We start from the raw sequence: 14,179 nt of genomic DNA, 5'->3' as shown, positions 1-14,179 counted from the left end.
AAAAAGCACCCAGCGGTAGGTCCGTTTTGTGCAGCGGAGTCCAGATTTCCCGGCGATAGGGCCATTTCGTGCAAAGTGACTCCTTCTTCTTTCCATCGACTGAACGAAGAGCCATTCCGACCTTCCGTTCAAGCCGCGGTAAGTGGCATCGCGGCAATCGGTGACGTACGGTTCACACTCGAATGTGAGGTTCGTATAACTGCAAGGCGCACGTTAATTCGAACTGCCGCTCGCTGAATCGCGTTTGGTGTACTGGCATGCGGCATTTGGAGATTGCCCACAGGTTGAGGTGGTGCAAAAGAAAAGGCCAGGCGGAAAACACCCCGTCTGACCTGCTGTCTCGTGGTCGGGTGGACTGGATTCGAACCAGCGACCCCTTGACCCCCAGTCAAGTGCGCTACCAAGCTGCGCCACCACCCGTTTCGTGCGAGCCATCTCCCACACGAGTAGATACTCTAACACGGGGCCGACGGCACATCAACTGGAAACCGCCAGAACCTCGAAATTGTTGTCGACATAGGACCCACCTGGCCCACGTCCGGCACTACTACCCCCTGCGGCCCCTGGCCTTTGCGAATGGCACCACCTCAAGGTTCCCGTCCACGAGCTCGCCCAAGAAGACCTGCCGCACCGAGACATACCCCTGTGCCCTGAGCTGCCCCATCACCCAGGCCTCGTCCTTGCCTGCGAGCCGAAGCCCGTCATCCACCAACCAGCCGTCGCTCACCAGGGGCAGCAGCGGCCCCCTGCTCTGCGTACCGCGCGCGCGGACGGTGAGCCTGCCGTCGGTCTCCATGACGGCCGCCTCCACATCTCTTATGCGGGGGATGCCCTCCTCGCGTAGCCTCCGGCTGAGCTGCTCCGCCGCGAGGCCCACCTTCTCGCAGCGCGAGACATCCACCTTCCCGTCGCAGACGAGGAGTTCGGGCTGGAAGGCGACGACGTGTCTGAGCGCCTTGCTGCTCTCGAAGAGAAGCTTCGCCACCACCACGACAAGCGACCATATGAGAAGCACGATCAGGAACTGAAGCACCGAGACCGACGTGTTGTAGATCACGCCACCTATGATGCCGCCCAGCACATAGTTCTGCACCTGGTTGAGCGGGGTGTTGAGCGAGAACTCGTGCTTCCCGAGGATGTTTATCTGAAGAATCATCACGAGCATGCCAAGCGCGAACTTGACGGCCGTCAGCGTGTAGAAGCCCATGTCAGCGCCTCCCGTTCACGTAGACGTTGTGGTCGATGATGTGCGTCCGCTCGAGCGTGTAGGAGTTGTCGTCATCATTGAGGTGGACGAGGTAGTCCTCCTCGTTGAAGCGCACGATGATGCCGTCACGCAGGGATGTCGAATTGACCAGCACCTCGTCTACCGAAACGCCCTGGTCTACGGCAACCCCCTCGATGAAGCTCACCAGTAGCTGGGACTGGGACATCTGGTCGCTCACCTGGAGGTACTGCTCGACCTGAACGCCCACCAGGACCAGTGAGAGGACGAGGGCGCCTATCCCCGCGTCCCTCCAGCGAGTCCGCATCCTGCCACGCAGGTAGAGCACGTTGGAGATGACGCCAGCCAGAAGCAGGACGAGAATCATCACCACGCGAACGGCCGAGTCTGCCGACTGGTGCGATACGATGTAATCGAGGTTATAGAAGTCCATGCGCCACCCCTGTTTCCTGCGATGCCTGCCTACGGTGTAGCCCAGCCTCCCCTGGCCAGCACCCGTCGTAGCCTAGCAGGTTCTTGCAGGTGAGACTTCTGCCGACTGGGCAGGCGCGGGACCACTTCCCGAACTCTCGCCAAACTCCACATAGGGGCGGTACCATCCGCCACCGCCCGGCGCAAAGCGCCAGGCACCCTACTCGGCCGGCACGTCCCACGCCAGGCTCACGGAGCCCACGCCCAGATGGAGCGAGACCACCGGCCCACCGTCGCGCACGGTGACCTCGGCCTTGGGAAGGCGCCGGTGGATGCAGCCGACCACGGCCCGCGTCGCGTCCGAGCTCCCGTAGCCCGTCACAATGAGAGGTCCCGTGCGCGCGCCCTCCGGGACCTGCCTCACGAGCGAGCGGGCAACGGCAACGGTACCGTGTGCCACGTCCACGTCACGAATGCCGCCCTGGTCGAGGATCATGATGAGGTAGCGATCGAGCTTGCCGGCGACCGCCCTCCTCGTGGCGCCGAGCCTGCCAGAGCGGCGCAGCACGTCAAGCCGGGGTACGGTGAACACGATGCCCTGGCGCGCGCGGGCTCCCTCCAGCTGCGAGACGACCTCGGCAAGCGTGGAGCCGCCCACGATGAGGCGGCGTGCGCGGCTGATGAGGAAGTCAAGCCCGCCAGAGGTGGTCCAGGAGTCGATGACGGCAATCCTCCCGGGATCAACACCCTCGGCAACGAGCTGGGTCTTGGCCTCGACGGCGCTCCTGTACGTACCCGAGAGGCGCGAGGACATCGTGATGCACAAGACGTCCGAGCCCCCGTCCAGAAGGCGCCTGAACTCCCCCACGAAGACTGAGGGGAAGACAGCCTCCGTGCCCAAGACCTTCGCGTTCTTGTAGAGGGTATCATAGTCGCCGTTCTCCCCCTCGTAGACCTCGGCGCGCCTTACGCCGTCCACAAGGTAGTGCATCGAGACGAGCGCACAGCCCAGGGCAGCGGCCTCCTTGCGCGTGAGCGGCGCAGTGGAGTCACAGACGATGCCTATGGGCCTGACCTTGCACTCGTTGGAACTCATAGCGTTGGCCTCGCTCATGCATCGAACCTCCCCATCCTCCTGAACCTCTCGTAGCGGCTCTCCACAAGTTCCTTGGCATCCATCTGCACGAGCGGCTCAAGCTCCGTCTGGAGACGCTCGGCGAGCCGGAAGGCGAACTCCGGCGTCCCCAGGCCCTGGGCGTCTATCGAGCCGTCCACGATGCCCAGGCGCTCGAGCGTTGGCGCCGTAATGCCCAAGGCCTCCGCAGCCTCGGGGGCGCGGCGAGCCGTCTTCCACAGTATGGTAGCGCAACCCTCCGGGCTCACCACGGAGTAGACCGCGTCAGAGAGCATGAGCACGCAGTCGGCAGTCGCAAGTGCGATGGCACCGCCGGAGCCACCCTCCCCCATGATGACGCTCACCTCGGGGACGGCAAGGCCGCTCATGGCCACGATGTCGTCGGCGATGGCCGCGCCCTGCCCGCGCTCCTCAGCCTCCATGCCCGGGAATGCCCCGGAGGTGTCGACGAGACATACCACGGGTCGTCCGAACTTCTCGGCCTGGCGCATGAGGCGCAGGGCCTTGCGGTAGCCCTCGGGCTCCGGCGACCCGAAGTTCCTGGCCACGCGCTCTTTCGTGGTGCGGCCACGGTCCGTGCAGATGACGGTCACGGGGCGTCCGCCCAGAAGCGCGATGCCGCCTACAATGGCGGGGTCGTCGCCAAAGGCGTGGTCGCCATGGAGCTCGACGAGGCCGTAGAAGGCCTGCTCGGCCACGGCGGGCACGCTGGCACGATTTGTGTCGCGCACTCGCCGCACAAGGTCATAGGGCGTGACGCCATCCTGGGGCAGAGGCTTCTGCAGGTGCTTGGGCACCGGCCAGCGCGGGGTCTCGGGGAAGGCCGCACTGCAGCGCGGGACCTCGTGAGAGGGATCTCCCCAGGCATCACGGTTGTGAAGGAAGAGCAGGTAGGCAAGGGCTGAAGGGACGTCTTTGCGCTCCACCACCATGTCGAGGAAGCCGTGTGCGAGAAGGAACTCGGCCCGCTGGAAGCCGGCGGGCAGCCGCTTGTGCGTGGTCTGCTCCACCACGCGCGGGCCCGCGAAAGCAACGAGCGCGTCCGGCTCGGCAAGGCAGATGTCGGCCTCCATGGCAAAGCTCGCCGTAACGCCGCCCGTGGTTGGGTCGGTGAGGACGGCCACGTAGAGGAGGCCCCTCTCGCCATGGCGCCTTACCGCTGCAGAGATCTTGGCCATCTGCATGAGCGAGGTCACACCCTCCTGCATGCGGGCGCCGCCGGAGACGGTGAAGCCCGCAACCGGCAGGCCGCGTTCGGCGGCCCGCTCGAAGCAGCGACAGATCTTCTCGCCCACGGCGCTTCCCATGGAGCCCATCATGAAGCCGGAGTCCATGACGAAGATGGCGCAGCGCTCGCCGCCAATCGCGCACTCGCCGCATACCACAGCCTCGCGCTCGTGCGACTTTGCGTGCGCCTCATCTATCTTTTCCCGGTAGCCGGGAAACGCAAGGGGGTCATGGGGGGCAAGCTCGGCGTCCCACTCGACGAAGCTGTCGTCGTCCACGGTGATCTTGATGCGCTGGCGCGCAGAGAGGCGCATGTGGTGGCCGCAGCGCGGACACACGTCGAGGTTCTGGGAGAGCAGCTCCGCCTCGACCACGTGGCGGCAGTGGGGGCAACGCACGAGCACCATGCGGGGCGGTACGTCTATGGGGACCTCGGTGACGGGCCCCTCGAGCTCGTTTGCGCTCTTCTCGCGCGGGTTAGTCATAGAGATGCTCCATCAGGCTCGTGTGGTAGTTCCCCGAGAGGAACTCCTCGTTGGAAAGGATGTCAAGCTGGAGGTCCGCGTTGCACTCGACGCCGTCGATCACAAGCTCGCCCAGGGCCGAGCGCATCTTGCGGATGGCCTCCTCGCGCGTGGGGCTGTACACGATGAGCTTGCCCAAGAGCGAGTCATAGTAGGGGGGCACGACGCAGCCCACGTAGAGCGCGGAGTCGAAGCGCACCCAGGGGCCGTTGGGCACATGGAGCATCGTGATGCCGCCGCAGGAGGGCAGGAAGTCCGCCGTCTCGGCGTTGATGCGGCACTCGATGGCGTGCCCCGTCACGCCGACGTCCTCCTGGGTGGCGTCCAGGGGGACACCCGCAGCCACGCGGAGCTGCCACTTCACGAGGTCCGCGCCGGTCACGAACTCCGTCACGGGGTGCTCCACCTGCAGGCGGGTGTTCATCTCCATGAACCAGAAGCTGCCGTCATCCTCCAGGAGGAACTCGATGGTGCCCAGGCCCTCGTAGCCCACCAAGCGGGCGAGGTCGCGGGCGCACTTCTCCATGCGCAGGCGCACGTCGTCTGTGAGCGCGGGGCAGGGGCTCGGGCTCTCCTCGAGGAGCTTCTGGTTCCTGCGCTGAACGGAGCACTCGCGCTCGCCCAGGGAGAGCACGTGGCCGTACTTGTCGGCAATAACCTGCACCTCGACGTGGTGGGAGGGCGAGACGAACCTCTCCATGTAGCACATACCGTCGCCGAAGGCAGCCTTTGCCTCTGCGCTTGCGGTCTCGAAGGCGGCTCGCGCCTCCTCGGGGCGCTCGACCTTGCGGATGCCGCGCCCGCCGCCACCCGCGCGCGCCTTCACCAGCACGGGGCAGCCAATGCGGCACGCCTCCTTCTCGGCCTGCTCAGCAGACTCCAGAAGGTCGCAGCCGGGGACTACCGGAACGCCCGCGGCCCGCGCGGTGCGGCGCGCCTCGTCCTTGTCGCCCATGAGCTGCATGACCTCGGGGCTGGGGCCCACGAAGACAAGGCCGTGCTCGCAGCAGGCTCGCGCGAACTCGACGTTTTCCGAGAGAAACCCATAGCCGGGGTGTATGGCGGACGCCCCGGAGGCCAGAGCAACCGTGAGGATGGCCTCGGTGTTGAGGTAGGACTCGCTCGCGCGGGGGCCGCCTATGCAGTAGGCCTCGTCAGCGAGCGTGGCGTGCAGCGCCTCGCTGTCGGCCGTGGAGTAGACGGCCACGGTCCTGACGCCCATCTCCTTGCATGCGCGGATGACGCGGACCGCGACCTCTCCCCTGTTTGCGATGAGGACCTTCTGGAACATGGCCTACACGTCTTTCTCTGGCACCAGCGCGAACGACATGTCCGCGATGCAGCAGATGGTCTGCCCCACGCGAGCCTCGCCATGGGCGAAGTGGAACATGCCGTGCGAGCGCGTGACCGTGCAGTCGAGCTCCACGGTGTCGCCAGGGCACACGGGGTGCTTGAAGCGCACCTTGTCGAGGCTCGTGTAATAGGGCGTGGCACCCTGGGTAGAGCCGTCTTGGGCGAGAAGGACGCAGCAGTTCTGGGCAAGCATCTCGCAGAGGATGACGCCAGGGACAACGGGGTTTCCGGGGAAGTGCCCCCGGACGAAGAACTCGTCGCCCGTGACATGGGTGTGGCCAATGGCATGGCCACCCACGAGCTCGCAGTCGTCGACGAGGAGCATGGGCGGGCGGTGCGGCAGGATGGCCTCGATATCTTCTCGGTTCATGAGCCCCCCTAGTAGACCTTCATGAGCACGCAGCCAAACTCGACGAGCTCGCCGTCGCTCACGCAGATGTCCACGATCTCGCCATCGGCCTCGGACGTGACCTCGTTCATGGCCTTCATGGCCTCGATGACGCAGAGCGTGTCACCCTTCTTGACCTTTGAGCCCACGTGCACGAAGGGCTCGGCACCGGGCGCGGGCGCAGCATAGAAGACGCCGACCATGGGTGCCTTCACCGCGATGACCCTGGTCATGTCAAGGGGCCTCTCGGCAGGGCCTGTGGCTTCGGAGGCCTCCACCGGTGCCTCCGGAGGCTTGGCGTCTGGCGCGGATGGGACCTCCTCCGGACGGGAGGGCGCGGGAGCCGCAGGGGCCACGGGGGCTGCGAGCGGTGCTGCCACCGGGAAGGCTTCGGGGCGCTCCATCTCGATGGAGTCGCCACCCTCCTCGACCCTCACGCGGGCAAGCCCGCGCTCCTGCATGACCTTGGCCAGTGCATCTATGCGGCTGCTTGTGGTGTCCATGGCTACTCCCCCTCGAAGCGACGAAGCACAATCACAGCGTTGTGGCCGCCGAAGCCGAGGGACGTCGACATGGCCCAAGCCCCGTCGAAGGGCACGGAGTGACCAGGCGTGTAGTCGAGGTCGCAGTCCACATCCGGAGTCGCAAGGCCAATCGTGGGCGGCACGACGGAGTCGCGCAGGGCGCAGGCGCAGGCCATAGCCTCGACGGCGCCGGTGGCGCCCAGCATGTGGCCGGTCATGGACTTGGTGGACGAGATGTGCGCGGCATGAGCGGTGGCATCGCCCAACGCCTGCTTCAGGCCCTGGGTCTCGGTCTTGTCGTTGAGCTTGGTAGACGTGCCATGGGCGTTCACATAGAGACCCTGAGCGGCGTCGAGCCCGGACTCCTCCACGGCCCGCCTGATGGCACGCGTGATGCCTGCGGCCGTTGGATCCGGGCTCGTGATGTGGTAGGCGTCAGCAGTGTTGCCGTAGCCCCTAACCTCGGCCACGATGCTCGCGCCGCGGGCAAGGGCATGACCAAGCTCCTCCAGGACGAGGACGCAGGCACCCTCGCCCATGACAAAGCCGTCGCGGTTGGCGTCGAAGGGACGGCAGGCGCAGGCGGGATCGGGGTTGGTGGTGAGGGCGCGGCAGTTGGTGAAGCCGGCAATGGAGACGGGCACGATAGCCGCCTCGGTACCTCCAGCGAGGATGGCGTCTGCATAGCCGTGACGGATGGCACGATAGGCCTCGCCTATGGCGTTGGTGCTTGTGGCACAGGCGGTGACAATGGGAAGCGTGGGACCAAGGGCATGGTGGCGAATGGAGATCTGCCCTGTGGCCATGTTCGCAATCATCATGGGCACGAAGAAGGGCGAGACCTTGCGAGCCCCGCCTGCGTCGAGACGGCCCACCTGTGCCTCGGCGGTGCCAATCCCCCCCACGCCCGAGCCCACGTAGACGCCCAAGCGCTCCGGATCGATGGCGCCCTCGGCGTCAAGGCCAGAAGACGCCATGGCCTCGTCGGAGGCCACGAGGGCAAACTGGACGTTGCGGTCGTTGTGCAGCGCCTCGGACTTGCCCAAGGCCTGGGCGGCGTCGAAGCCCTTGACCTCAGCGGCTACGCTCACGCGGAAGCCCGTGGTGTCGAAGGCCGAGATCTTGCCGATGCCGCTTTTGCCGTGGACGAGCGCATCCCAGCTCTGGGGTGCGGTGTTCCCCACGGGGGTGATGGCCCCCATGCCCGTGATGACAACTCTGCGATTCATCTAATCCCCTCTCGTGGCGTGGCTGCCGGGCACCTACATGCAGAGCCCGCCGTCTACTTGGATGACCTCGCCCGTAACGTAGCCCGCGGCGTCGGAGACGAGAAACGCCACCACGCTGGCGACCTCCTCGGTCGTCCCGAGCCTGCCCAGGGGGATGCGCGCGGCATAGCTGTCACGCGCCTCCTGGGAGAGCCCTCTCGTCATGTCGGTCTCTATGAAGCCGGGGGCGACGGCGTTCGCGGTGACGCCGCGGCCGGCGAGCTCCTGGGCCACGGACTTGGTGAGGCCCACGACGCCGGCCTTGGAGGCGGCATAGTTGACCTGGCCGACATTGCCGTGGAGTCCCACGACGGAGCTCACGTTCACAATGCGTCCGCCCCTCTGGCGCACGAAGTTCCTTGCCAGGGCGCGCACCATGTTGAACGTGCCCTTGAGGTTGACGTCGATTACGCGGTCGAAGTCCTCGTCGCGCATGCGGGCGAAGAGGCCGTCGCGGGTGATGCCGGCGTCGTTCACGAGGGCCCAGACGGGACCAAAGTCGTCAGTCACCTGCCCAACCGTGGCCTTCACGGCCTCGGCATCAGATACGTCGCAGCAGTAGCAGGCGGCGCGGGCGCCGAGCCCCTCGAGCGCGGCCACGCACTCCTCGGCCGCCCCCCGGTTGCCGGCATAGACGATGGCGACGTCGAAGCCGTCTCTGGCGAGCCTCTCGGCGCAGGCCCGTCCGATGCCGCGCGACCCCCCGGTGACGATGGCCACGCGCCTCGCAGCGTTTTCCCCTGCCATGGCTACTCCTCTCCCCCAAGCGCCCGCACGGCCTCTTCGAGCTGGCTGGGGCTCTCGACGTTATAGGTGGTGACGCCCTCGAGCGTGCGACCCACGAGCCCCGTGAGCGTATGGCCCGGCCCCACCTCCACGAAGGTGTCGATGCCTGCCGCGCGCATCCCGCGAAGCTCGTCCACCCAACGCACCGGATGGGAGACCTGCTCGGCCAAGGTGTGGGAGACCTCCTCGGCAGTAGTGCCGTAGGACGCGCCCGTGAGGTTTGCCCAGCAGGTGATCGCGGGCGCGCTGGGCGGCACCCTCTGGAGGAAGCCCTCCAGACCTGTGGACGCATCTGCCATGTAGGGGCTGTGGAAGGCACCGGAGACGGCAACCTTCATAGAGCGTCCTCGGGCGTCACGTACGAGGACGTCAAGGGCCTCGCAGGCGACGGGCGAGCCGGCGACCACGGTCTGGAGCGGGCTGTTGTAGTTCACGGGCCACGCCTCGCCGGCCTTGGCCGCAAGCTCCTCGACCTTTGCAGGCTCGAGCTTGAGGACGGCGCGCATGGCCCCGGGGTGCTCCTCGCAGCAGGCGGTCATGAGGCGTGCCCGCTCGCAGACGAGGCGCGTGGCCGCGGCGACGTCGAACGCGCCCGCGAAGGCGAGGGCCGCGACCTCGCCGAGCGAGTGGCCCGCCACGGTCGCCGGCACGATGCCGCGCTCGCGCAGCGCGCAGGCGCAGGCGAGGTCGACGGCAAAGACGCAGGGCTGCGTGTTCTCGGTGAGGGAGAGCTCCTCCCCGGTGCCCGTGAAGCACTGCTCGCGCGTGCCGGGGCGGACCGCCTCCACGGCGTCGAGGATGACGCGGGCGGCGGGACTGGCCTCGTAGAGCGCCTGCCCCATGCCGGGTCTCTGGGAGCCTTGGCCGGCGAAGAGGAAGGCGATGTTTGGGCGCGCGGGCGCGCCGGCGGTGTCTACGCGATCCATCTCGTGGCCTCCCCCAGGCACCTCTCGGCACCGCCCATGAGGTCATCGACGATCTCCCGGGCCGTCTGCTCCTCGTGGACCATCGCGGCGACCTCGCCGGCCATGAAGGAGCCCTCCTCGTAGTTGCCGTCCTTGGCGGCCTTGCGAAGCGACCCCGCGCCGAACCTGCCCAGCTCCTCTGGGGTCGCGCCAGCGCGCTCGCGGCGGGCGAACTCCTGCGAGAAGGGCGTCTTGAGGCAGCGCACCGCGCCGTTCAGGGTGCGCCCCGTCACGATGGTCGAGAGGTCCTTGGCCTTGATGATGCGGTCCTTGTACTCCTGGCTCACGGTGCACTCGCGGGCGACGAGGAAGCGCGTCCCCACCTGGACGCCCTGCGCGCCCAGCATGAGGGCGGCAGCGACCTGGCGGCCGTCAGCGATGCCGCCGGCGGCGAGGACCGGAACCGTGACGGCATCCACGACCTGCGGCACGAGGACCATCGTCGAGAGGTCGCCGATGTGGCCCCCGGACTCCCCTCCCTCGGCGACGAGTGCATCGGCCCCGGCACGCTCAAGCAGGCGGGCGAGCGCGACGGACGAGACCACAGGGATGACCTTGACGCCCGCGGCCTTCCAGTCCGCCATGTACCTGCTGGGGTTGCCCGCTCCCGTGACCACGACGGGCACGCGCTCCTCGGCCACGACCTTCGCGACGTCCGCCGCGAAGGGGCTCTGGAGCATCACGTTGACGCCGAAGGGCCTCTCCGTGCGTCCGCGGCACTCACGGATCTGGTCCCGGACCCAGTCGGGACCGGCGTTCATGGCCGAGATGATGCCGAGGCCGCCTGCCTCGGAGACGGCGGCGGCGAGGCTTGCGTCTGCGATCCACGCCATGCCGCCCTGGAAGATGGGCCTCTCAATGCCCACCAGGTCGCAGAGGGGTGTCTTGATCATGTGAGGTTGATCCTTAGTCTTGGCTCCGGCTGCTCCCGGCTCTCCTGCGTTTCTCCCGCGCTCGCGCCCGCGCTACTTGGCGAGCAGCCCGTCGACGAGGTCGACGAACTCGCCCACGGTCTTGGGGTTGGCCTCGGGGTCGATTTCGATGCCGAACTCGTCCTCACAGGCCATGACCGCCTCGACGGTGGCCATGGAGTCGAGGCCGACGCTCGCGAGGTTGGTGTCACGGGCAAGCTCGACGTCATCGAGGCCCTCCTGGTCCTTGAGGATGGCGACGACGCGATCGAAGGTGGACTCTGCCATGGTTCTTCTCCTTCTTCTGGCACCGGGACTGCCGGCGCGGACGAGGGCGCCTGGTGGCGCCCGGAATACCTTGGGCCGCCGCGGGATGCGGCGCGGGACTGGCGAGGGGAGCTAGCTTGGGCTGGCCTCCCAGCGCACGAGGGTCGAGGCGACGTCGAGGCCGGCGCCAAAGCCCACGAGGGCCACGAGCTCGCCGGGGGCCAGCTCGCCCCTGCGGCTCATGCCGTCGAGCGCGAGCGGGATGCAGGCACTCGAGACGTTGCCGGTGGTGGCCATGTTCACGGCCACGCGAGAGCGGTCGAGTCCGAGGCGCGCGCAGACCGCGTCGATGATGCGCTCGTTGGCCTGGTGGAGCACAAAGTGATCGATGCCCGAGAGGGCGACGCCCGTCTCGCCCGCCATGTCGCGCAGTTCGCGCGAGACCTCGGTGACGGCGAAGCGATAGACGCTCCTGCCCCTCATCGAGAGCGCGCTGGGCCCGGCGGCGTCGTGCGTGCGGTCGAAGGGGCTCGTCCCCACGATGCCCGAAACGTCCAGCGCGGCGACGTTGGGGATGGTGCGCAGACGCGTCCAGAGCGGGCTTGCACCACCCGACTCCACGACGACTGCCGCGGCGGCGTCCCCGAAGAGCACGCAGGTCGAGCGGTCGGTCCAGTCCATGATGCGCGAGCACTTCTCGGCGGAGAGCACGAGCGCGCGCCTGGCGCGGCCGCGGGCGAGGTACCCGTCGGCGACGTCGAGCGCGAAGACGAACCCGGAGCACGCGGCGGAGACGTCGAACGCGGGGCAGCTGGCCCCCAAGCGCTCGGCGACCGCGCATGCCTCGGCGGGCATGAGATGGTCGCCCGTGGTGGTGGAGCAGACGATGAGGTCGAGGTCGGCGGCATCGATCCCTGCGGAGGCGAGCGCGCGGAGCGAGGCCTGCTCGGCGAGGTCATCGAGCGACTCAGTGGTGCATATGCGGCGCTCGCGGATGCCTGTGCGCACGCGGATCCACTCGTCGCTCGTGTCGAGGAACTGCGAGAGCTCGTCGTTGGTGACCACGCACTCGGGCAGGGCCGACCCGGTCCCGATGATGGTGTAGGGCACTAGCGCTCGCCACCCCTCTTTGCGAAGACGTCGTTCAGGTAGTCGAGCTGCGCCCGCTGCGCCTCGGCGTAGAAGTGCTCCAGTCGCCTGATGCCATCGAGGAGCACCTCACGCTCCGAGATGGTGAGACCGCCCGAGACCTCCTGTGCCATGCGGCAGTTGAAAACGGCATGAAGGCGGTAGACCTTCTCGCCGCGGCGCGTGAGAGCCACGTTGACGCGGCGGGCGTCCGAGGAGTCGCGGTGTCTCTCGACATAGCCCTTGCGCACGAGCCTGCTCACCGAAGAGGTCGCGGAAGGCACCTTGATGTCGAGGGCCCGCGCGATGTCAGACATGCCGATTGTCTCGTCCCTGTGGAGGGTTCTCCTCCCCACGACTTCGATGAGGTTGAGCTCGCTCACCGAGAGGTCGATGCCGTGCGAGCGACGAGTGAGCTCCTCCAAGCGGTCGATTGAGTCGTAGGTGTTGCTCAGGAGGCGCGAGATCTCTGACACGAAGGCGACGCTGTCGCTCACGTCGACGCCAGAGACGCTCGAACCGCCGGCCTCGAGGCTGGGGCCCAGGTCTTGCGCATGTCTCTCGTACGACTTAGACACAAGCCTCCCCCCGCAGTGTCGTGGCGAGCCGCCCTGTCAGGCCCGCCCTGTCAGGCCCGCCCTGTCAGGCGACGCAGAACCTGTCATTAGTTAGGCTAACTAACTAATGACAGTGTAGCGAAGTCGCCGGCAATTGTCACGACAAGCGCACACTCAGAGAATCTGCACGTTCCCCTCCCTACGCCCCCGGAACCGCCGGCCTTAGGGAGCAGAGCTCGCTGGAGAGTACGGTGACATGGCCGTCCCCGCCAATCACGTGTGCCTTGCCGAAGGCATCAACAGAGACGAGCGTGCCCTGGCAGATGGGGGTGCCATCTGCGGACACGGCCAGGACGGAACGGCCCCGCGCGGCCAGGTGGGAGAGGTAGTCAGGCAGAAGGGGGGACAGCGGCCCCGCGCATGGGGGCTCCTGACCAAGGGCGCACGCCCAGGCGTCCACGCGCGAGACCATAGCGTCTCGGAATACGGTGGCTGTGGCGCACAGGCCATCCCGCAGCCTGTGGCGGGCTGCCTCCGGCAGCAGGTCCTCAAGGTAGGCGGGTGGCAGGGGCGCCGCCATTCCGTCGCGGACCGCAGGAGGGCATATGGCCCCACGATCGCCCCGGACGAGATTCACCCCTATGCCGCAGACGGCGAAGGCACCCTCCGGGCCCTCCCCCACCTCCACGAGAATACCGGCGAGTTTAGCGCCAAAGGGGTTCTTGGCCCCCATAGGGACTACGAGGTCGTTTGGCCATTTGAGCGCGACGCCCGAGGCGCCCAGGCTCAAGCAGGCGTCGAATGCCCCCAAAGCCGTCGCCACCGAGATGGCCGCGAGCGCCTCCCTGGGGACCTGTGGCCGCACGAGCACGGAGAGGTACAGCCCTCCTGCAGGGGAGACCCATACGTGTCCGCGACGGCCTCGCCCCAGAGTCTGGCGGCGTGCGACCACGGTGGAGCCGTGCGGCGCGCCCGCACGGCCAAGGTGCATGGCGTCATCGTTTGTCGACTCGGTCACTTCGACCACACGGATGCCCGGAAGGCCGTTCATCATCGCACCGAGAAGCGCCAACGTCCTCTCCCCCATCCCCAGCCTTACCTGCGCCAAGTCGATGAAGAGGATACGCCTTGTCCCCAAGCAAGGCCCCCGAGGCCGCAAGCAAGACGCGCGACACACACAAACGACCGTGCCCATGACGCGGGCAACGGGATAATCGCTCCCAAGCTTATCCGGGAGCGCCATGAGCGCGGTGGGATTGGACATGCTGGAATGCCCCGGTATGCGGGAGCCCTCTGCCACATGAATATAGATGTACACGTTTTGAGGTTCGGAGGGTCGGCGACGACGGCCTGCGCGGGCAGGGGGACGGCAAGGCGTTTCCCTCCTCGGTCAACGGTAACCTCTGTGACCACATATACTGTGGACGCTAGCGACGTGAGGCCACGCGAAGGGGAAACGGAGACCAGCTATATGAAGTCAAGACCTAGAGACTGATTTGTTCGACCGACA

The 14,179-nt window shown here is 67.1% G+C and carries 15 protein-coding genes and 1 tRNA gene; all 16 read right to left on the bottom strand.

The window, feature by feature from the left end:
* Positions 1–343: 343 nt before the first annotated feature.
* Positions 344–420 (bottom strand) — tRNA-Pro (locus ACO59D_RS02590).
* A 127-nt stretch (positions 421–547) separates the two neighbouring features.
* The gene (locus tag ACO59D_RS02585) at positions 548–1,207 is read right to left on the bottom strand and encodes a DUF421 domain-containing protein (RefSeq protein WP_130811995.1); all 660 of its coding nucleotides are present in this window, start codon (positions 1,205–1,207) and stop codon (positions 548–550) included.
* Between the two features lies 1 nt (position 1,208).
* Positions 1,209–1,658 (bottom strand): DUF3290 domain-containing protein, encoded by a 450-nt coding sequence (locus ACO59D_RS02580; protein WP_130811994.1) that lies wholly within the window; start codon positions 1,656–1,658, stop codon positions 1,209–1,211.
* Between the two features lie 198 nt (positions 1,659–1,856).
* Positions 1,857–2,750 (bottom strand): DegV family protein, encoded by an 894-nt coding sequence (locus ACO59D_RS02575; RefSeq protein WP_485125641.1) that lies wholly within the window; start codon positions 2,748–2,750, stop codon positions 1,857–1,859.
* Entirely contained in the window at positions 2,747–4,483 is a 1,737-nt protein-coding gene (gene accD / locus ACO59D_RS02570; protein ID WP_485125640.1) for an acetyl-CoA carboxylase, carboxyltransferase subunit beta, read from the bottom strand. Before accD ends, ACO59D_RS02575 begins: the two co-directional genes overlap by 4 nt.
* Positions 4,476–5,813, bottom strand: a complete 1,338-nt coding sequence (locus ACO59D_RS02565) for an acetyl-CoA carboxylase biotin carboxylase subunit (protein WP_485125639.1) — start codon at positions 5,811–5,813, stop codon at positions 4,476–4,478. Before ACO59D_RS02565 ends, accD begins: the two co-directional genes overlap by 8 nt.
* Before the next feature lie 3 nt (positions 5,814–5,816).
* On the bottom strand, positions 5,817–6,245 hold the full coding sequence (gene fabZ, locus ACO59D_RS02560; RefSeq protein ID WP_130811990.1) for a 3-hydroxyacyl-ACP dehydratase FabZ: 429 nt from the start codon (positions 6,243–6,245) through the stop codon (positions 5,817–5,819).
* Positions 6,246–6,253: 8 nt separating this feature from the next.
* Positions 6,254–6,766: an acetyl-CoA carboxylase biotin carboxyl carrier protein gene (accB, locus tag ACO59D_RS02555; protein ID WP_485125638.1), complete on the bottom strand. Its 513-nt coding sequence runs from the start codon at positions 6,764–6,766 to the stop codon at positions 6,254–6,256.
* 2 nt (positions 6,767–6,768) lie between these two features.
* Positions 6,769–8,016, bottom strand: coding sequence for a beta-ketoacyl-ACP synthase II (gene fabF, locus ACO59D_RS02550; protein WP_130811988.1), 1,248 nt, complete (start codon positions 8,014–8,016; stop codon positions 6,769–6,771).
* 33 nt (positions 8,017–8,049) lie between these two features.
* A complete protein-coding gene (gene fabG, locus ACO59D_RS02545; protein ID WP_485125637.1) occupies positions 8,050–8,802 on the bottom strand; it encodes a 3-oxoacyl-[acyl-carrier-protein] reductase in 753 nt (250 codons plus the stop codon).
* A 2-nt stretch (positions 8,803–8,804) separates the two neighbouring features.
* Complete coding sequence (locus ACO59D_RS02540; protein ID WP_485125636.1) at positions 8,805–9,767, bottom strand: ACP S-malonyltransferase; 963 nt, start codon at positions 9,765–9,767, stop codon at positions 8,805–8,807.
* The gene (locus tag ACO59D_RS02535) at positions 9,755–10,699 is read right to left on the bottom strand and encodes a nitronate monooxygenase (RefSeq protein WP_130811985.1); all 945 of its coding nucleotides are present in this window, start codon (positions 10,697–10,699) and stop codon (positions 9,755–9,757) included. Before ACO59D_RS02535 ends, ACO59D_RS02540 begins: the two co-directional genes overlap by 13 nt.
* A 72-nt stretch (positions 10,700–10,771) precedes the next feature.
* Positions 10,772–11,005: a phosphopantetheine-binding protein gene (locus ACO59D_RS02530; protein WP_130811984.1), complete on the bottom strand. Its 234-nt coding sequence runs from the start codon at positions 11,003–11,005 to the stop codon at positions 10,772–10,774.
* 111 nt (positions 11,006–11,116) lie between these two features.
* Entirely contained in the window at positions 11,117–12,094 is a 978-nt protein-coding gene (locus ACO59D_RS02525; RefSeq protein WP_130811983.1) for a beta-ketoacyl-ACP synthase III, read from the bottom strand.
* Complete coding sequence (locus ACO59D_RS02520; RefSeq protein ID WP_130811982.1) at positions 12,094–12,690, bottom strand: MarR family winged helix-turn-helix transcriptional regulator; 597 nt, start codon at positions 12,688–12,690, stop codon at positions 12,094–12,096. Before ACO59D_RS02520 ends, ACO59D_RS02525 begins: the two co-directional genes overlap by 1 nt.
* 178 nt (positions 12,691–12,868) lie before the next feature.
* Positions 12,869–13,756, bottom strand: a complete 888-nt coding sequence (locus ACO59D_RS02515; protein WP_485125635.1) for a biotin--[acetyl-CoA-carboxylase] ligase — start codon at positions 13,754–13,756, stop codon at positions 12,869–12,871.
* Positions 13,757–14,179: the final 423 nt, after the last annotated feature.

Source organism: Tractidigestivibacter sp., assembly GCF_057241865.1.
Note: the sequence above shows the minus strand (reverse complement) of the source record. Positions and strands in the feature narration are given on the sequence as shown.

Coding starts and splice junctions, on each gene's coding strand:
- fabF (WP_130811988.1), bottom strand. CDS start 8,016: ATGAATCGCAGAGTTGTCATCACGGGCATGGGGGCCATCACCCCCGTG.
- fabZ (WP_130811990.1), bottom strand. CDS start 6,245: ATGAACCGAGAAGATATCGAGGCCATCCTGCCGCACCGCCCGCCCATG.
- accB (WP_485125638.1), bottom strand. CDS start 6,766: ATGGACACCACAAGCAGCCGCATAGATGCACTGGCCAAGGTCATGCAG.
- ACO59D_RS02565 (WP_485125639.1), bottom strand. CDS start 5,813: ATGTTCCAGAAGGTCCTCATCGCAAACAGGGGAGAGGTCGCGGTCCGC.
- ACO59D_RS02535 (WP_130811985.1), bottom strand. CDS start 10,699: ATGATCAAGACACCCCTCTGCGACCTGGTGGGCATTGAGAGGCCCATC.
- accD (WP_485125640.1), bottom strand. CDS start 4,483: ATGACTAACCCGCGCGAGAAGAGCGCAAACGAGCTCGAGGGGCCCGTC.
- ACO59D_RS02585 (WP_130811995.1), bottom strand. CDS start 1,207: ATGGGCTTCTACACGCTGACGGCCGTCAAGTTCGCGCTTGGCATGCTC.
- ACO59D_RS02580 (WP_130811994.1), bottom strand. CDS start 1,658: ATGGACTTCTATAACCTCGATTACATCGTATCGCACCAGTCGGCAGAC.
- ACO59D_RS02540 (WP_485125636.1), bottom strand. CDS start 9,767: ATGGATCGCGTAGACACCGCCGGCGCGCCCGCGCGCCCAAACATCGCC.
- ACO59D_RS02530 (WP_130811984.1), bottom strand. CDS start 11,005: ATGGCAGAGTCCACCTTCGATCGCGTCGTCGCCATCCTCAAGGACCAG.
- fabG (WP_485125637.1), bottom strand. CDS start 8,802: ATGGCAGGGGAAAACGCTGCGAGGCGCGTGGCCATCGTCACCGGGGGG.
- ACO59D_RS02575 (WP_485125641.1), bottom strand. CDS start 2,750: ATGAGCGAGGCCAACGCTATGAGTTCCAACGAGTGCAAGGTCAGGCCC.
- ACO59D_RS02515 (WP_485125635.1), bottom strand. CDS start 13,756: ATGGGGGAGAGGACGTTGGCGCTTCTCGGTGCGATGATGAACGGCCTT.